The sequence below is a fragment of the Actinosynnema sp. NPDC023794 genome, from assembly GCF_040639675.1.
GTDB lineage: Bacteria > Actinomycetota > Actinomycetes > Mycobacteriales > Pseudonocardiaceae > Actinosynnema > Actinosynnema luteola.
Genome location: NZ_JBFAFR010000042.1, coordinates 14185 through 29264, shown reverse-complemented (window position 1 = coordinate 29264; position 15080 = coordinate 14185). Strand labels below are relative to the sequence as shown.

Below are 15080 nucleotides of genomic sequence, written 5' to 3'. Positions count from 1 at the left end.
GAGGAAACCCCGTGGAACACGGTGAGCTGCGTGGCGTGGTGGCCCTCGACGGGCCCTCCGGCACCGGCAAGTCCTCCGCGGCGCGCCGGCTCGCGGCCGCTCTCGGCGCGCGTTACCTCGACACCGGCGCGATGTACCGCGCGGTGACGTTGGCCGTGCTGCGCGCCGGCGTGGACCTCGCGGACGCGGTCGAGGTCGCCGAGGTCGCGAGCGCCGCGCTGGTCGTCCAGGGCACCGACCCGGACCGCTCGACCACGTTCCTCGACGGAGCGGACGTCGGCGCCGAGATCCGCGGCCCCGAGGTCACGCTGGCCGTGTCGCCGGTGTCGGCCGTGCCCGCGGTGCGCGAGCTGCTCGTCGCCGAGCAGCGCCGGATCATCGCGGAAGCCTTGGAGCAGGCGGGCGGCATCGTGGTGGAAGGCCGGGACATCGGCACCGCCGTCGTGCCCGACGCGCCGCTCAAGGTCTACCTGACGGCCGACGCCGAGGCCCGCGCCCAACGCCGCGCCAAGCAGGACAGCGCGTCCGGCCGCGAGTCCACGCTGGACGCCACGCTCGCCGACGTGCAGCGGCGTGACGCCTACGACTCGTCACGCGCGGTGTCGCCGTTGCGCGCCGCCGAGGACGCGGTCGTGCTCGACACGACGTCCCTCGACCTCCCGGGCACGCTGGCCGCGTTGCTGAACCTGGTGGACGCCAACGGGCTGCTGGCCCAGCCGAGCGGACGGGTTCGCGGGTGACCGGACAGCTCCCCGAGGGGTCGGCGCCCTGGCTGCACGACGTCGGCCGGTGGATCGGGCGCGCACCGCTGCGGGCACTGTTCCGCGTGCGGGCGCGCGGCGTGTCCCGGATACCGCTCGAAGGTCCCGTGGTCGTCGTGGCCAACCACAGCTCGATGGCGGACGGTCCGATCCTGTTCGGCCTCCTGCCCCGGCGCGTCGTTTTCTTGATCAAGCAGGAGATGTTCAAGGGCGTGGTGGGCACGCTGCTGCGCAAGATCGGCCAGCTGGCCGTGCGGCGCGGCGCGCCCGACCGGGCGCCGCTGCTCGCCGCGCAGCAGGTGCTGCGGGCCGGTGGCGTGGTGGGCGTGTTCCCCGAGGGCACCCGCGGCTCGGGCGACGTGGCCGAGGCGCAGGCGGGCGCGGCGTGGCTCGCCCGCTCGACCGGCGCGGTCGTCGTGGCCGTCGCGTGCCGGGGCACCCTGCGCCCGGCCGGAACCCGACGGCGGTTCCGGCCCGTGGTGGACGTGCTCGTGGGTGAGCCGTTCGAGCTGCCGAGCGACAAGGGTCGCCAGGCGCTCGTGAAGGCCACCGAGCAGGTCCGCGACCGCTTGGCCACGCTGGTGGCCGAGCTCGACAGTCAGCGAGGAGAAGTCAGATGACGGACTTGGACGGCACCTGGGCGGACGAGTCCGACTGGACCGCGTTCGACGAGACGGTGGAGGGCGAGGAGGGCGGCGCGCCGCCGATGCCCGTGCTGGCCGTGGTCGGCCGCCCGAACGTGGGCAAGTCGACCCTGGTCAACCGCATTATCGGCCGACGTGAGGCGGTCGTGCAGGACGTGCCCGGCGTGACCCGCGACCGGGTCGCCTACGACGCGCTGTGGAACGGCCGCAAGTTCACCGTCGTCGACACCGGCGGCTGGGAGCCCGACGCGGTCGGCATGATGGCCGCCGTCGCCGCGCAGGCGGAACTGGCCATGGCCACCGCGGACGCGATCCTGTTCGTGGTCGACGCCTCCGTCGGCGCGACCACCAACGACGAGGCCGCGGTCAAGCTGCTGCGCCGGTCGAAGCGACCCGTGCTGCTGGTCGCCAACAAGGTCGACGACGAGCGGCTGATGTCCGAGGTCGCGTCGCTGTGGTCGCTCGGCCTCGGCGAGCCGATCCCGGTGTCCGGCCTGCACGGCCGCGGTTCCGGCGACATGCTCGACGCGATCCTCAAGGCCCTGCCCGAGACGCCGCGCGAGACCTACGAGGCCGTCCGCGGCGGCCCGCGCCGGGTCGCGCTGGTCGGCCGGCCGAACGTCGGCAAGTCGTCCCTGCTCAACCGGCTGAGCGGGGAGGACCGCTCGGTCGTGCACGACGTCGCGGGCACCACCGTCGACCCGGTCGACTCGCTGGTCGAGCTGGACGACGAGGTGTGGCGGTTCGTCGACACCGCCGGGCTGCGCAAGCGGGTCAACTTCGCGTCCGGCGCCGAGTACTACGCGTCGCTGCGCACGAAGGCCGCGATCGAGTCCGCCGAGGTGGCGATCGTGCTGCTGGACGCGTCCGAGCCGATCAGCGAGCAGGACCTGCGGGTGCTGACGATGGTCGTGGAGTCGGGGCGTGCGTGCGTGCTGGCGTTCAACAAGTGGGACCTCGTGGACGAGGACCGGCGCCACGCGATGGTGCGCGAGCTGGAACGCGGGCTCGTCCGGGTGCCGTGGGCCGAGAAGGTGAACATCTCGGCGTTGACGGGACGCGCGGTGCGCAAGCTCGCGCCCGCGCTGCGGACCGCGTTGAACTCCTGGGACACCCGCGTGCCGACCGGCCGGCTCAACTCGTGGCTGAGCGACCTGATCGCCGCCACCCCGCCGCCGGTGCGCAGCGGCAAGCAGCCGAAGGTGCTGTTCGCCACCCAGGCCGCCACGCGTCCGCCGACGTTCGTGCTGTTCACGACCGGGTTCCTGGAGGCCGGGTACCGGCGGTTCATCGAACGCAAGCTGCGCGAGGAGTTCGACTTCCAGGGCAGCCCGGTGCGCATCTCGGTGCGCGTGCGGGAGAAGCGCGCGAAGAAGTGATCGGCCGGTCGGGGGCCGTTCGTCGCGGTGGGTTGCTCCGGCAGGCGGAATGCTGTTGCCTGTCGTCGTGCCGGTGCGATTGGTCCTCGCCGACGATGAAGCGCTGCTCCGTCGAGGGTTGAAGGTCCTGCTCGAAGCGGACGGCCGGGTCGAGGTCGTGGCGGAAGCCGCGGACGGCGCCGGCCTGCTGGAGGCCGTCCGCCGGTGCCGGCCGGACGTGGCGCTGGTCGACGTGCAGATGCCGGGCATGGACGGGCTGGCCGCGCTGCGGGCCCTGCTCGGCCGGCCCGACCCGCCCGCGCTGGCCGTGCTGACGACGTTCGACCTGGACGACTACGTGGCCACGGCGTTGGAGCTCGGCGCGCAGGGCTTCCTGCTCAAGGACGCCGAGCCGGACGCCCTGGTGCGCGCCGTGCTCGACCTGGCCGCCGGGGGAGCCGTGCTCGACCCCCGGATCACCGCCCGGCTGCTGCCCAGGATGCGTGCCGCCCGGTTGCGGCGGAGCCCGCGGCTCGACGGCCTGAGCGCGCGCGAGCGGCAGGTGCTCGACCTGCTGGCGAGCGGGCAGCCGAACAGTGCCATCGCCGGGGCGCTCGGCCTCAGCGAGGCGACGGTGAAGAGCTACGTGTCCACCGTGCTCACGAAGCTCGGCGTCGAGAACCGCGTCCAAGCCGCCCTCGTCGCGCACCAGGTGGGCACGTGGTGATCGTCCTGGAGGTCCTGGCCGTCGTGGTGCCCGCCGCGATGGTCCTGCTGGCCGACCACGTCCCGTACACGTGGTCGATCCCGACGGCGCTGGCGGCGTGCGCGCTGCTGCCGGTGCGCCGTTGGCAGCCGTCGGTCGCGGCGCTCGCGTGCCTGCCGGGGTTGGTCGGCGGCCTGGGCCTGCCGCCCACGGTCGTCGCCCTGTACCGCATCGGCCGCAAGTCCACCGTGCCGGTGATGATCACGTGGGTGGCGGTGGCCACCGTGCTGCCGGCCACCGTGGTGGTCGTCAGCCAGGGCCTGGCTCCCGGCGCGGCGCTCCTGACGTTCGCGTTCAGCCTGTTCGTGGCCGGTGCGCCCACCGCGCTCGGGGCCTTGATCACGACGAGGCGCGAGCTGACCGCGAGCCTCGCCGAGGCGTCCCGGGCCCGGACCGCCGAGGTGGAGGCCCGCGAGGACGGCGCGCGTGCGGCGGAACGTGCCCGGATCGCCCGTGAGATCCACGACGCCGTAGGTCATCACGCCACCCTCATCGCGGTCGAGTCGGCAGCCCTGGCCGCCACCACGGAGGACGCCGCGACCCGCGACACAGCGCTGCGCCTGCGTGCGTTGGCGAAGGAAGCGCTGGCCGAGATGCGCGCGGCACTGGGCCTCCTCAACACCGAGCCGAGCCCGGGCTTCGACGGCATCGAATCCCTCGTCGACCGCGCGCGTGCGGCCGGCCTGACCGTCCACTACGAAGACCGCAGCGAACATCCCCCACCACCCGCCACGGGCCGTGCGGCCTACCGCGTGGTTCAAGAAGCCCTGACCAACGTGACCAAACACGCACCCGACGCATCTGTCCACATTCGACTGTCCCAAAAGGATGGTCGGCTGCGGGTGACCGTGACCAACGACCGCCCATCGACCCCGGTGTCCCCGTCGTCCCCGCCGTCCTCGTCGGATCAGGGCGGCCACGGCCTGCACGGCCTGAAGGAACGCGTAACCCAGGCGGGTGGCACCCTGACCACCACGGCACGTGCCGACGGCGGCTTCGCGATCGACGCGACCCTGCCGGCCGGTCCGTCGAAAGTTGACGCAGATGACTCGACTTTTGGCGGTAGTGCACGAAACCCGGCGAACGCATAGTAGATCGTGAGGCGTCGACCAGGGGGAACGGCGAGGCCGAGGGGACCAGGGGCCCGCCATGTGCGGGCCCCTGCCGTTTTCGCAGGTGGGACGCCTGATCGAGCAACCCGGGGGGTCGCGTCGGGGGCTCGTTGCGAGTGCGCTAAGCTATGCGCGCACCCCACAACGGGGCGTGGCCGGGACGTGGCGCAGTTTGGTAGCGCACTTGACTGGGGGTCAAGGGGTCGCAGGTTCAAATCCTGTCGTCCCGACGGTCGAAGTATGGCGAAAGCCCAGGTCAGGGCCTTGGATCACTACGGTGAGACAAGGCCCTGGTTCTGTTTCCGGGCACGTCGTCTCACAATTTCTCACGAACGCTTGTACTGCTTCTTTCAGCCCAGCAGTTCACCGAGCTGGTCAGCCGCTTGGCGCAGGTGCTCGACGTTCGGGTGGATGTAGACCCGCTTGGTGAAGCTGAGGTCCGCGTGGCCTGCCCAGGCGCTCACGATCACGTCGGGTACGCCGGACGTCGCCAGGTACGTCAGACACGCATGCCGAGCGTCGTACGGTCGAACCTTCCGTACGGTGGCCTGCTCCATCAGCTTGTGGATCGCGCGCCGGAACCGGTCGGTCTTCCATGCCGTGCCCAGCTCGTCGACCAGAACGAACCCTGACCGGTCGTACAGCTCACCGGCCCTCATCGCCTCCGCTGCCTGCCTGGCCTTGAACGCCTTGAGCGCTGTATGCAGGGGCGTGGGCAGGGGCAGCTTGCGCTTGCCCTTCTCCGACTTCGGCCCCTTCTCCTCCACTTCACCCTCGACCAGCGTGCGCGTCAGCTCGACCGACAGCGTCCCGGCGTCGAGGTCAACAGCGCTCCACCTGAGTCCGCAGACCTCGGCGGGCCGCATCCCGATCAGCGCCAGGAGCACGGGCGCGTGGAGCCGGTGGTCGCGGATCGCGGCGAGGAACTGTCTCACCTCCGTCTCACTCCAGGGCACCCGCTGAGCCGCCGCAGCCGCCGCCTTGCGCCGCGCTTCACGCGGGATCTGCGTGTACTGAGCGACGTTGTGGACGACCAACCTGCGCCGCATCGCCACGTTCAGCGCCGACCTGAAGCGCCCAAGGGTGAGCTGCACGGACCTGACTCCGAGTCCGCTACCGACCTTGCCGCCGCGCTTCCGACCGGAGGTGAGCATCCAGCTCACCAGGTCATCCACGTCCTCCTCGGTGACGTTGTGCTTGCCGAAAATGTCGTCCGCCCAGGTCAGGCGGCGTGGTGGTACTCGTTGAGGATGCCGCCCAGTCGTTGCCGTCGGCGGATGTCGAGTCGGGTGACCGCCGCTTGATCGGTGGTCGGTTGTGGCAGCGTGTGTAGCGGTCGGGCGTTGGCGATGCCTTGGTGGGGTCGGTGGGTGTTGTAGAACTTCTCGTACTCGCGTAGCGCGTGGAGTAGGTGCCGTTGGTTCCAGATGAGGGTGCGGTCGATGAGTTCACGGCGGCAGCTGCGGATCCAGCGTTCCATGATCGCGTTCATCCGCGGGATCCGGACGCCGCTGAGGACGACCTTGATGCCCGCGTCGGCGAGGACGGTGTCGAGCAGGGCGGGGAACTTGCCGTCGCGGTCGCGGATCAGGAACCGCACGTGTCGGCCCTCGTCGTCGAGGTCCATGACGAGGTTTCTGGCGGCTTGGGTGACCCAGGAGGCGGTCGGGTGCGCGGTGGCGCCGAGGATCCTGATCCGGCGGCTGGTGTGCTCGATCGCCGCGAGCACGTATAGGCGGGCGCCGCTCAATGTGAAGGTCTCGAAGAAGTCGCAGGCCAGCAGGACGTCGGCCTGCGAGCGTAGGAAGGCCGACCAGGTCGTCGAGGCCCGCTCAGGTGCTGGGTCGATTCCGGCGTCCCGGAGGATCTGCCACACCGTGGATGCGGCGACCTTGATGCCGAGCACGAGGAGTTCGCCGTGGATGCGGCGGTAACCCCAGGTGGAATTCTCCCGTGCCAGGCGCAGCACCAGAAATCGGATCGAGCGGACGGTCCGCGGACGGCCCCGCCGCTTGGGGCGGGACTCGACTGTGTGGCGGTGGGAGAGGACGTTCCGGTGCCAGCGCAGGACCGTCTCCGGGCGCACCAGCAGTCGGAGTCGACGGAGGGCGTCGATCGGGAGTCTGTGCAGCAGTGCCGCTAGGAAGGTCCGGTCACCTGAGGAGAACCGTGGACGGGTGTTGCCCAGTTGGCGTTCCAGGACGGTGATCTGGTGCCGCAGCGCCAGGATCTCCACATCCTTGTCCCGGTCGTTCATGGGCAGCATGCGCAGTAGCGCGAACGCGTTGGTCACACTAAGGTAGGCCAGTCGGAGCAGCACGACCGACCATCATGCCGCGTCGATTGATGTCGCCGCAGACTACGACCATATCGATCATCCTTCGAGCACTTGTGCCGGGCACGCCTTCAACCTGCGTGGATGGGGTTTTCGGCAGGCACAGCGTTGCTGTCGACGAGGGACTCGTCTACTTGATTCGCACACATGTGTGCGACGTCCACACGGCCGCCACGGGCCGGCGGTGGGAGGATGTGTGGGAGGAAAATGGGAGAATCCATTGAGCCGCTACGGAACCGAGCTGCATCGAACGGCACTCAACGGCACCGCCGTCACCTGCTGATTCGGCGTTTCCGCAGGTCAGTTTATGATCGGGGCGCCCCTGGGGGTTGAGTTTGCAACATATCGGTTGGTCAAGTGGTCGTCTCTTCAGGCTTGACTGAAGGCGACTCGCAGTTTGCCGTATGACTATATCGCGCTGCTTGGATAATGCTGTTCTAGGTGCTTTTTGAAGGCGCTCGAGGTTCACAGGGCTGCGGAGAGTGGTGCGGATCTGGGCGTCGGTGATGCTGTGGGGGTCAGCCTGGTCGTCGACCAGGTACAGCAGCATGGCCTCTGCTTGCTCGGCGCGGGTGTCGGGGTTGAGGTGGGGTAGACCGGACTGGGTGTTGTAGCCGCCGGTGGGAGGCGGGTGCGGGCACCGGTTCACATGACCTGGTGCCCGCACCCGCTGCTTTCAGGGCCGTAAGTCCACAAAGGGCAGGACGACCGGGCTGGTCGTGGTCCAGTCGAGGACGGCGGTCTGATCGGCGTCACCGGTGATGACGTCGATAGTGTTGGGGTCGCGGGTGTCGGTGTCGCGGCTGGGCAGGTCGAAGCTCTGTTCGCCCGCGCCGCCGCCGAAGCGGAACTCCTTGGTTCACGGGAACCCGTTGTCCCAGTGCGCCTTGCTGTAGAGGGGGCGCACCAGGCCGATGCCCTCGCCGGGTTCGGCGTTGGAGTAGATCGACACCTGGTAGCCGGCGCCTGCGATGTCGAGCCCGAGGGCGGAGGCGGGCACGGTCACCACGATGTCGTGGGTGGCGGGCACCACCCGCAGTTCCGCGGTGGAGACCTTGCTCAGGGCCGGGTCGTAGACGCCGAGCGACAGGGGTTGATCGGCGTAACGGCCATCGGCGACGATCGCCCGCTGCCAGGTGCCGGCGGTCGCGGTGTTGGTGCAGGGCAGGCCGGGAGCGGTGGCCGTGGTCCGGGTGGGGTCGCGCAGCAGGACGTTGACCCGCTGCACGCTCATGCCGTTGCCACCCCACGGGTTGTTGATCGCGCCGGCCACGCGGGTGACGAACCGGACCCGGTCGCCGTCGCGGAACACCTCGAACCGGGTCAGGTCGAAGCTGTCCGGGCTGAACGCGCCATTGGTCGGGTAGACGTACGTCCCCGGCCCGTGGTCGTCTCCGGCCGGGTCGGTGAGCCCGCCGACGCGCTCGCCGTAGGACGGCACGGTGCGCCGCTCATACGCGGTGGAGCCGTCGCGGCCCACCGCCGCGACGCTGATCGTGTTGTCGATCCCGGTCAGCTCGACCTCGGTGCTGAACGCGCCACCGCTGACGGCGACCCGCTTCTTCGTCGGACCCACGCCCACGACCACGCTCGGGGCGTCGGTGGTGCCGTGCACCCGCACGGTCCGGTTGCCGGCGGTGGACAGGTCGTCGGGACCGGCCACGGTCAGCGCGGCGGTGGCGGCGGGGCCGGTGCGGTAGCGGTCGGCCACGACGGCGGGCGTCTCGACGGGCCTGCCGGCGGCGATGCCCTGCGCCAGCCGCACGTACTGCGCCATCGCCCACGCCAGCGGCGCGGCCGAGCCGGTGCCCTTGCCGAACACGTGCCCGTGCCAGGTGGGGTCGGGCTGGTCCCACACCTGCTCGGGGATCATCCGGCCGCTGTTCGCGGTCGCTTCCATCGTGCGCAGGCGGGGCAGGGCGTCGCGGCCGCGGGCCAGCTCGTACTCGCCGCGTTCCCCGGACAGCAGCGGCCACGGGCGGCCTATGCCGACCCCGGTCCACGGCGCGCCGTCGGGGTCGCCGGCGCGGTGGGCGAGGTCGGCGGCGGCGGTGAGCGCGGCGATCTGGGCGGCCAGGGTCGACGGCGAGTAGCCGCCGGTCTCCTCCCACCGTTCCTGCGGGGTCCTGGGACCGGCCTGGACGAGGAAGTCGGCGGCCTTGGCGATGTGGTCGCGGTAGAACGCGCGGTCGAACCGCCGGATCTGTCAGGCCAGCAGGATCGGGAAAGCGGTCTCGTCGAGCTGGACGTTGGTCTGGTCGGGGGTGCCGTCGACCTTGGAGTTCTGCGGGAAGCCGCCGTCGGGGCGCTGCTGGCGGGTGAACAGCCAGTCCACGGCCCGTCGGGCGGCGGCGGTGTCACCGGCGGCGAGCAGGGCGGAGACCTGGTGGTCATGTCGCGGGCCCACACGAAGTGGTAGCCGGTGCCGCCGCCGGAGGAGCCGTCGGCCGGGACGGCTTGGCCCCAAGGGATGGTCAGCGACGCGGAGAACGCGCCCGGGTGGGTCTTGTCCTCGTGCGCCTTGACCGCCATGACGGAGGCCCAGTACTGGTCGAGCAGGTCGCCGCGCAACTGCTTGGGCACAGCCTTGAGCGAGGCCGTGTAGAGATGCCAACCCAGCTGGTACCAGCGCTTGGTCACCTCGAACGGGCGGTGCAGGCTCGCGCGGGCGCTGATGAGCGCGGCCTGCTCGGTGCCCCCGAAGCCGATCGCAAGGATGGTGCGGGTGGCGCCGCCCCGGCCGGTCGGGCGCTGCGCGACCTGGGCGACGTTGCCGGGACCGGCTTGTGCGTACCGCGAGGTGAGCGCGAAGTTCGCGGTGAGGTCGGCGAGACCGTCGCTGGTGCCGACGTAGCCGGTGGAGGTGGAGGTGAAGCCGGTGCTGGACACCAGCGCACTGGCGACGGGGCGGTCGGGCAGGTGGGTGTCGACGGCGGTCAGCGCATCCCTGGTGGCGCGGCTGGTGTCGTGGCCCGAGTCGCCTGCCAGCTGTGGGTCGAACAGGGTGTAGAGCTTCAGGTCGGCGCCCTTGAGGGAGCGGAAGTCGACGTCGACGAGCACGGTCGCGCTGGCGGGGTCGGTGATGTAGGTCTTCGTGAGCGTCCAACGGCCCCCGGTGTCGGTGCTGGTCTGCCGGTAGGTCAGCGACTTCTGGTCGGCCAGGGCGGCGGTGCGGGTGGTGTCCCGGGTTTCCCCTTGGGTGAAGGACTTGCCGTCGGTGACGACGAACTCGAGGGAGCGGGAGTTGGGGGTGTCGGCGCTGGGGTAGTAGATCTCGCTGAGCGTGCCGCCGGTGAGGGTGAACCACACCTTCGACCCGGCGGTGGTGGAGGTGCCGATGCCCTCCTTGTCACCGGTGGTCCAGGTGGCTGACGCTCCGGGCGCACCGGGGAGCGACGGGTGGTTCGGGCGCGGCGGTGGCCGGTTGCGCCACGAGCAGGCAGGCGGCGGCGAGCGCGAGCGCTCTGCCGCGGTGGGGACGGGACGTGCGCATGGGTGCTCCTCGTTGAGCTTCCATCGGCGGTGATGGGCGTGCGGCATCGCCACGGCTGCTACCGCCGCGGAACGGGTTCGTGCGATGGGGATCAGGCGGTGCGCAGGGTCAGGGTGGCGAGCACGGTGCGCTGGATGGCCACGGCGGAGGCGCCGCGGGCCCAGAGCGTCGGGTCGTCGTTGATGAAGCGCAGGTCGATGGGGGAGGCCTCGGCGTGGCGGGCCTGGGCGATGCCCGCCCGCACGCGTGACTCGGCGACCTGGGCGAGGCGGATGCCCTCGCCGGTGAGGATGATCCGCTCGGGTTGGGCGATGTTGGCGACGGCCGCGATCAGCGTGCCGAACGCGTGCGCGGCGCGGCCGACGATCTGGTCGGCGATCTGGTTCCCGGCTTCGGCGAGGTCGAGCACCTCGTCGTAGGTGACGGACCTGCCCAGGGTCAGGGCGGCCTGTGACCGGATGGCATCGGTGGTGAGCAGGGATTTCACGCAGCCGCGGTGCCCTTCCGGGCAGACCGGGCCGAGCGGGTCGACGGGGAAGTGCCCGAGCAGGCCCAGGCCCGAGTCCGGGCCGCTGACGAGGTGGTCGTGGATCACGAGCCCGCCGCCGACACCGGCGCCGATGGTGAGCACGGCGAAGCTCTGCACGTCCCGGCCGTCGCCGAACCAGTGCTCGGCCTCCAGCAGGGCGTCGAGGTCGTTGGACACCACGGTCGGCCTGCCGGTGGCCTCGGCGACCGCCGCGCCCAGGTCTACCTCGCCCCAGTGCAGGAACACCGCCCGCTGCACGCGGGTGAAGTCCCGGACCACACCGCCGATGCCGATGCCGATCGCCGCGACCGGGCGTGCCTGGTCGTTCAGCGTGTCCACCAGTTCGGCGATCCTGGCCACGACCGCTTCCGGGCTCTGGTCGGTGATCTCGACGATGGCGCTGCCGAGGATGTCCGCGCGCAGGTTCGTCAGCACGCCGTAGGCGCGGAAGCCCGTGAGCTTGATGCCGATGAACCGCTGCACGTCCGGGTCGACGTCCAGCGGTTGCAGCGGTCGCCCGCCGCCGCGCAGGTTCGGCGTCTCCACCTCGCGCAGCAGGCCGGCGTCCATCAGCGGCTTGGTCAGCCGGGTCAGGCTCGCCGTCGACAGGCCCAGGCGGTCCGCCAGCTCCGAGCGGGCCAGCGGGCCGTGGAGCAGCACCTCCAGCGTCACGCGTCGGGCGGAGGGCAGCAGGGGTGCCCAGGGTGAGGCGGCGTCGAGCACCGTGCGCTCCTCGTCGAGGTCGGGGGTAACCGTGCCGCAATAGTACCGCGACGAAACTACCTGGCAAGGCCCTTCGCGTGACGAAAACGTGACTAGCTGCGGGTTGACGCGTTACAGTGACGTCGCCCTTAATGTTGCGACAAAGAAAACCCGGTAGGCGACGCCGCCGTCGCGACTCTGGAGGATCGACATGCGCAAGCACCCCCTACGGCTGGTCACCGCGGTGGCCGCCGCCTTGGCGCTGGTGATGACCGGGTGTTCGAGCGGAGGTGGCTCCGGTGACCCGAACACGCTCAAGGTGTGGTGGTGGGAGACCGACGACAGCGCGCTGTCGGCCGCCTGGAAGCAGGCCGTCTCGATCTTCGAGCAGGAGCACCCCGGCGTCACGGTCGAGCAGGAGCTCAAGACCTACGAGCAGATGCAGCAGTCCGGCCAACTCATCCTGGACTCCAAAGACACCCCTGACGTGCTGGAGTACCTGAAGGGCAACGCCACCGCCGGTGTCGTGGCCAAGGCGGGTCTGCTCACCGACCTGACCGAGGTCGCCACGACCCGCGGCTGGAGGCTGGACAACTCCGCCCAGGACGTCGGACTCTACGACGACAACGGGCTCATGGGGTCGGGCAAGCGGTACGGCATCACGAACTACGGCGAGTACGTCGGCGTCTGGTACAACCAGGACCTGTTCGCCCAGCACGACGTGCAGGTGCCGACGACCCTGGCCGAGTTCGAGAACGCGCTGAAGACCTTCGCCGACAAGGGCGTCACGCCGCTGGCGCTCGGCTCGGCCGACTACCCTGGCCCGCACCTGCTGTACTCGCTGGCACTGGCGCACATGGACGAGAAGTCCCTGGCCGCCTACCAGCGGTTCGAGGGTGACGTCGACTGGTCGGCCTGGGAGAAGGCCGCCACCACCATGCGCCAGTGGGTGGACAGGAAGTACATCAGCACCGACTCCACCGGCATCCCCGCCCAGGACGCGGGCAACGCGTTCATCGCGGGCCAGTACCCGATGTTCGTCTCCGGCACCTGGTGGGCCGGGCAGATCGCCGAGCAGCCCACGTTCAAGACCGGCCAGTTCCTCTTCCCGGGCAACGAGCTGCACCCGGGCTCCGGTGGCAACCTGTGGGTCGTGCCCGCGAAGGCGAAGAACAAGGACCTCGCCTACGACTTCCTGGAGATCACCCAGCGACCCGTGGTGCAGAACCTCCTGGCCGACAAGGGCGGCGTGCCGGTCGCGTCCGAGCCCGGTTCGGCCAGCTCGGCGATGGGCCTGCTGGTCGGCGACCGGTTCACCGAGCTGCTGTCCGGGGGCGAGGGCGGGTTGGCCCTGTACCCGGACTTCCCGGTGGCCGGGCTCAACGACGTCCTGGTCGCCAACACCACCAACCTCGTCGGCGGTGACGCGAGCCCGCAGCAGGTGGTCGAGGCGATCAAGACCGCCTACGACGCCGGGAAGCCGACCGCCTAGCACCGGTCGGGCCGAAAGGATCGCCATGTCCTCACTCAACACAGCCACGCACACCGTCGCGCCACGCCCGGCGCGCCAGGGCACGTCCGAACGCCGGGGCGGCTACTGGTGGTACATCCTGCCCGGCGCGGTCGGGTTCCTCGCCGTCGTCGCCGTGCCGTTCGGGATGAACCTCTGGTACAGCCTCACGTCCTTCCGTGGCGTGGGCGACCCGGTGTTCATCGGGTTCGAGAACTACCAGCGGTTGTTGGGCGACCCGCTGTTCTGGGCGTCGTTCCGGCACAGCGTGGCGTTCATCGTGGCCATGGCGATCCTCCCGACGGCCATCGGGGTGGTGGTCGCGGCCGTGCTGTTCAACTTCATCTCGCCGAAGTTCGGGTCGAAGGTCGCGAGCTTCCTGCGCGCCACCTACTACCTGCCGCAGATCCTGCCGATCGCGGTGGCGGGCGTGTTGTGGAAGTGGATGTACCAACCGCAGTACGGGATCATCAACTCGATCCTGCGGGGGCTCGGCCTCGACGGTCTGGCGCAGAACTGGCTCGGCGACTCGGACCTGGCCATCTACGCGGTGATGAACGTGCTGGTCTGGCTCCAGATCGGCTACACCGTGGTGGTGTTCATGGCCGGGCTGTCCCGGGTCGACCCGGCACTGTACGAGGCCGCCGAGCTGGACGGCGCGACCTGGTGGCAGCAGTTCCGCACCATCACGCTCAACCAGCTCCGGCCGGAGATCGCGGTCGTGCTGATCACCACGTCGGTGGCGGCGCTGAAGGTGTTCGCGCCGATCTTCGTGCTCACCCGCGGCGGGCCGGGCACCAGCACGATCGTGCCCGCCTACTTCTCGTTCTCCAACTTCTTCACCACCACCAAGGTCGGCTACGGCGCCGCGGTGGCGTCCGTGCTGGCGCTGATGATCTCGGTCGTCGCGGTCGCGCTGCTGCGCTACCAGACCCGCAACTCCGAAGGGTTCGAAGATGGCCGTGGGTAGCCTGGAGAAGACGGTCGTGAGCCCGGCAACGCCTCCCGCGCCCGTCGTGCGCAAGGCCAAGCGCCGCAAGCGTGGCGTCAGCGGCTGGGTGGTGCTCGCCCTGGTCGCCGGTGTCGGCCTGCTGATGCTGTTCCCGTTCTGGATCGCGGTCATCAACGCGTTCAAGCCCGCGCCCGACTACATCGCCAACGGGCCGGTCTCGCTGCCCACCGAGCTGGACTTCTCCGCCCTGGTCGACTTCTGGGGCGGCGTCGACTTCAACCGCAAGCTGCTCAACAGCGTCGTGATCAGCGGCAGCGTGGCCCTGATTGCGGTGGCGCTGAGCCTGCTGTCCGCGTTCGCCATCGGCATCGGCCGCATCCGCGGCCGGGTGTGGATCCTCGCGCTGTTCATGCTCGCGTTCACCATCCCGCAGGAAGCGCTGGTGTACCCGCTGTTCGTGCTCACCCGCGACCTCGGGCTCTACGACACCATGACCGGCGTCGTCATCATCCTGGCCGTGCTCCAGAGCGCGTTCGGCACCTACATGCTGTCCTCCGTGCTCGGCACCTTCCCACCGGAGGTGCTGGAAGCCGCCAGGCTCGACGGCGCCAGCCGCTTCCAGGTGCTGCGGCTCGTCGTCCTGCCGCTCACCAGGCCCACCATGGCGGTGCTGATGACGTTCTTCTTCATCTGGACCTGGAACGACTTCTTCCTGCCCCTGGTGCTGCTGCCCTCGGCGGACAACCAGACCGTCTCGGTCGCGCTGGGCGCGTTGAGCGGCCAGTACACCAGCGACCCCACCGCGCTGGCCGCCGCGTCGCTGGCGGGCATCCTGCCGGCACTGGTGTTCTTCCTGCTCTTCCAGCGCACGCTCATGCGCGGCGTGAACCTCGGCGCGGTCAAATAACCCACGAAGGA

General features: G+C 70.3%; 13 protein-coding genes, 1 tRNA gene and 2 pseudogenes. 9 read left to right on the top strand and 7 right to left on the bottom strand.

The features are described from left to right. The first annotated feature begins 11 nt into the window (after window positions 1-11). The 6 genes from cmk to AB0H12_RS41320 all read left to right on the top strand — a co-directional run bounded on the left by cmk (window position 12) and on the right by AB0H12_RS41320 (window position 4871). Window positions 12-740, top strand: a complete 729-nt coding sequence (gene cmk / locus AB0H12_RS41345) for a (d)CMP kinase (protein WP_499630997.1) — start codon at window positions 12-14, stop codon at window positions 738-740. Then, the gene (locus AB0H12_RS41340; RefSeq protein ID WP_499630994.1) at window positions 737-1381 is read left to right on the top strand and encodes a lysophospholipid acyltransferase family protein; all 645 of its coding nucleotides are present in this window, start codon (window positions 737-739) and stop codon (window positions 1379-1381) included. Before cmk ends, AB0H12_RS41340 begins: the two co-directional genes overlap by 4 nt. Then, window positions 1378-2784 (top strand): ribosome biogenesis GTPase Der, encoded by a 1407-nt coding sequence (gene der, locus AB0H12_RS41335; RefSeq protein ID WP_499630991.1) that lies wholly within the window; start codon window positions 1378-1380, stop codon window positions 2782-2784. The genes AB0H12_RS41340 and der overlap by 4 nt, the downstream gene beginning before the upstream one ends. Window positions 2785-2833: 49 nt before the next feature. Continuing rightward, entirely contained in the window at window positions 2834-3490 is a 657-nt protein-coding gene (locus AB0H12_RS41330; RefSeq protein ID WP_499630988.1) for a response regulator, read from the top strand. After that, window positions 3484-4620 (top strand): sensor histidine kinase, encoded by a 1137-nt coding sequence (locus tag AB0H12_RS41325; RefSeq protein ID WP_499630985.1) that lies wholly within the window; start codon window positions 3484-3486, stop codon window positions 4618-4620. Before AB0H12_RS41330 ends, AB0H12_RS41325 begins: the two co-directional genes overlap by 7 nt. Before the next feature lie 177 nt (window positions 4621-4797). Beyond that, a tRNA-Pro gene (locus AB0H12_RS41320) sits at window positions 4798-4871 on the top strand. Window positions 4872-4991: 120 nt separating this feature from the next. On the opposite strand, the gene AB0H12_RS41315 is transcribed toward AB0H12_RS41320, so the two are convergent. The 7 genes and pseudogenes from AB0H12_RS41315 to AB0H12_RS41285 form a co-directional block, all read right to left on the bottom strand. Then, window positions 4992-5816 carry a site-specific integrase gene (locus AB0H12_RS41315; RefSeq protein ID WP_499630983.1) on the bottom strand — a complete coding sequence of 275 codons (825 nt, stop codon included), beginning with the start codon at window positions 5814-5816 and terminating at the stop codon, window positions 4992-4994. Between the two features lie 47 nt (window positions 5817-5863). After that, window positions 5864-6961, bottom strand: coding sequence for an integrase core domain-containing protein (locus tag AB0H12_RS41310; RefSeq protein WP_499630981.1), 1098 nt, complete (start codon window positions 6959-6961; stop codon window positions 5864-5866). Window positions 6962-7835: 874 nt separating this feature from the next. Then, complete coding sequence (locus AB0H12_RS41305; RefSeq protein ID WP_499630978.1) at window positions 7836-8876, bottom strand: glucodextranase DOMON-like domain-containing protein; 1041 nt, start codon at window positions 8874-8876, stop codon at window positions 7836-7838. 165 nt (window positions 8877-9041) lie between these two features. Continuing rightward, a pseudogene (locus tag AB0H12_RS41300) lies at window positions 9042-9143 on the bottom strand (hypothetical protein); the annotation flags it as partial. A gap of 491 nt (window positions 9144-9634) precedes the next feature. After that, a pseudogene (locus tag AB0H12_RS41295) lies at window positions 9635-10315 on the bottom strand (hypothetical protein); the annotation flags it as partial. A gap of 10 nt (window positions 10316-10325) precedes the next feature. After that, entirely contained in the window at window positions 10326-10469 is a 144-nt protein-coding gene (locus AB0H12_RS41290) for a hypothetical protein (RefSeq protein WP_499631078.1), read from the bottom strand. A 91-nt stretch (window positions 10470-10560) separates the two neighbouring features. Beyond that, the gene (locus tag AB0H12_RS41285; protein ID WP_499630975.1) at window positions 10561-11721 is read right to left on the bottom strand and encodes an ROK family protein; all 1161 of its coding nucleotides are present in this window, start codon (window positions 11719-11721) and stop codon (window positions 10561-10563) included. Between the two features lie 190 nt (window positions 11722-11911). Between AB0H12_RS41285 and AB0H12_RS41280 the strand changes: the two genes are divergently transcribed. The 3 genes from AB0H12_RS41280 to AB0H12_RS41270 are packed head-to-tail and all read left to right on the top strand — an operon-like array spanning window position 11912 to window position 15069. Beyond that, on the top strand, window positions 11912-13192 hold the full coding sequence (locus AB0H12_RS41280; protein WP_499630971.1) for an ABC transporter substrate-binding protein: 1281 nt from the start codon (window positions 11912-11914) through the stop codon (window positions 13190-13192). 25 nt (window positions 13193-13217) lie between these two features. Beyond that, a complete protein-coding gene (locus tag AB0H12_RS41275; RefSeq protein WP_499630968.1) occupies window positions 13218-14180 on the top strand; it encodes a carbohydrate ABC transporter permease in 963 nt (320 codons plus the stop codon). After that, entirely contained in the window at window positions 14167-15069 is a 903-nt protein-coding gene (locus AB0H12_RS41270; protein WP_499630965.1) for a carbohydrate ABC transporter permease, read from the top strand. The genes AB0H12_RS41275 and AB0H12_RS41270 overlap by 14 nt, the downstream gene beginning before the upstream one ends. Window positions 15070-15080 lie beyond the last annotated feature (11 nt).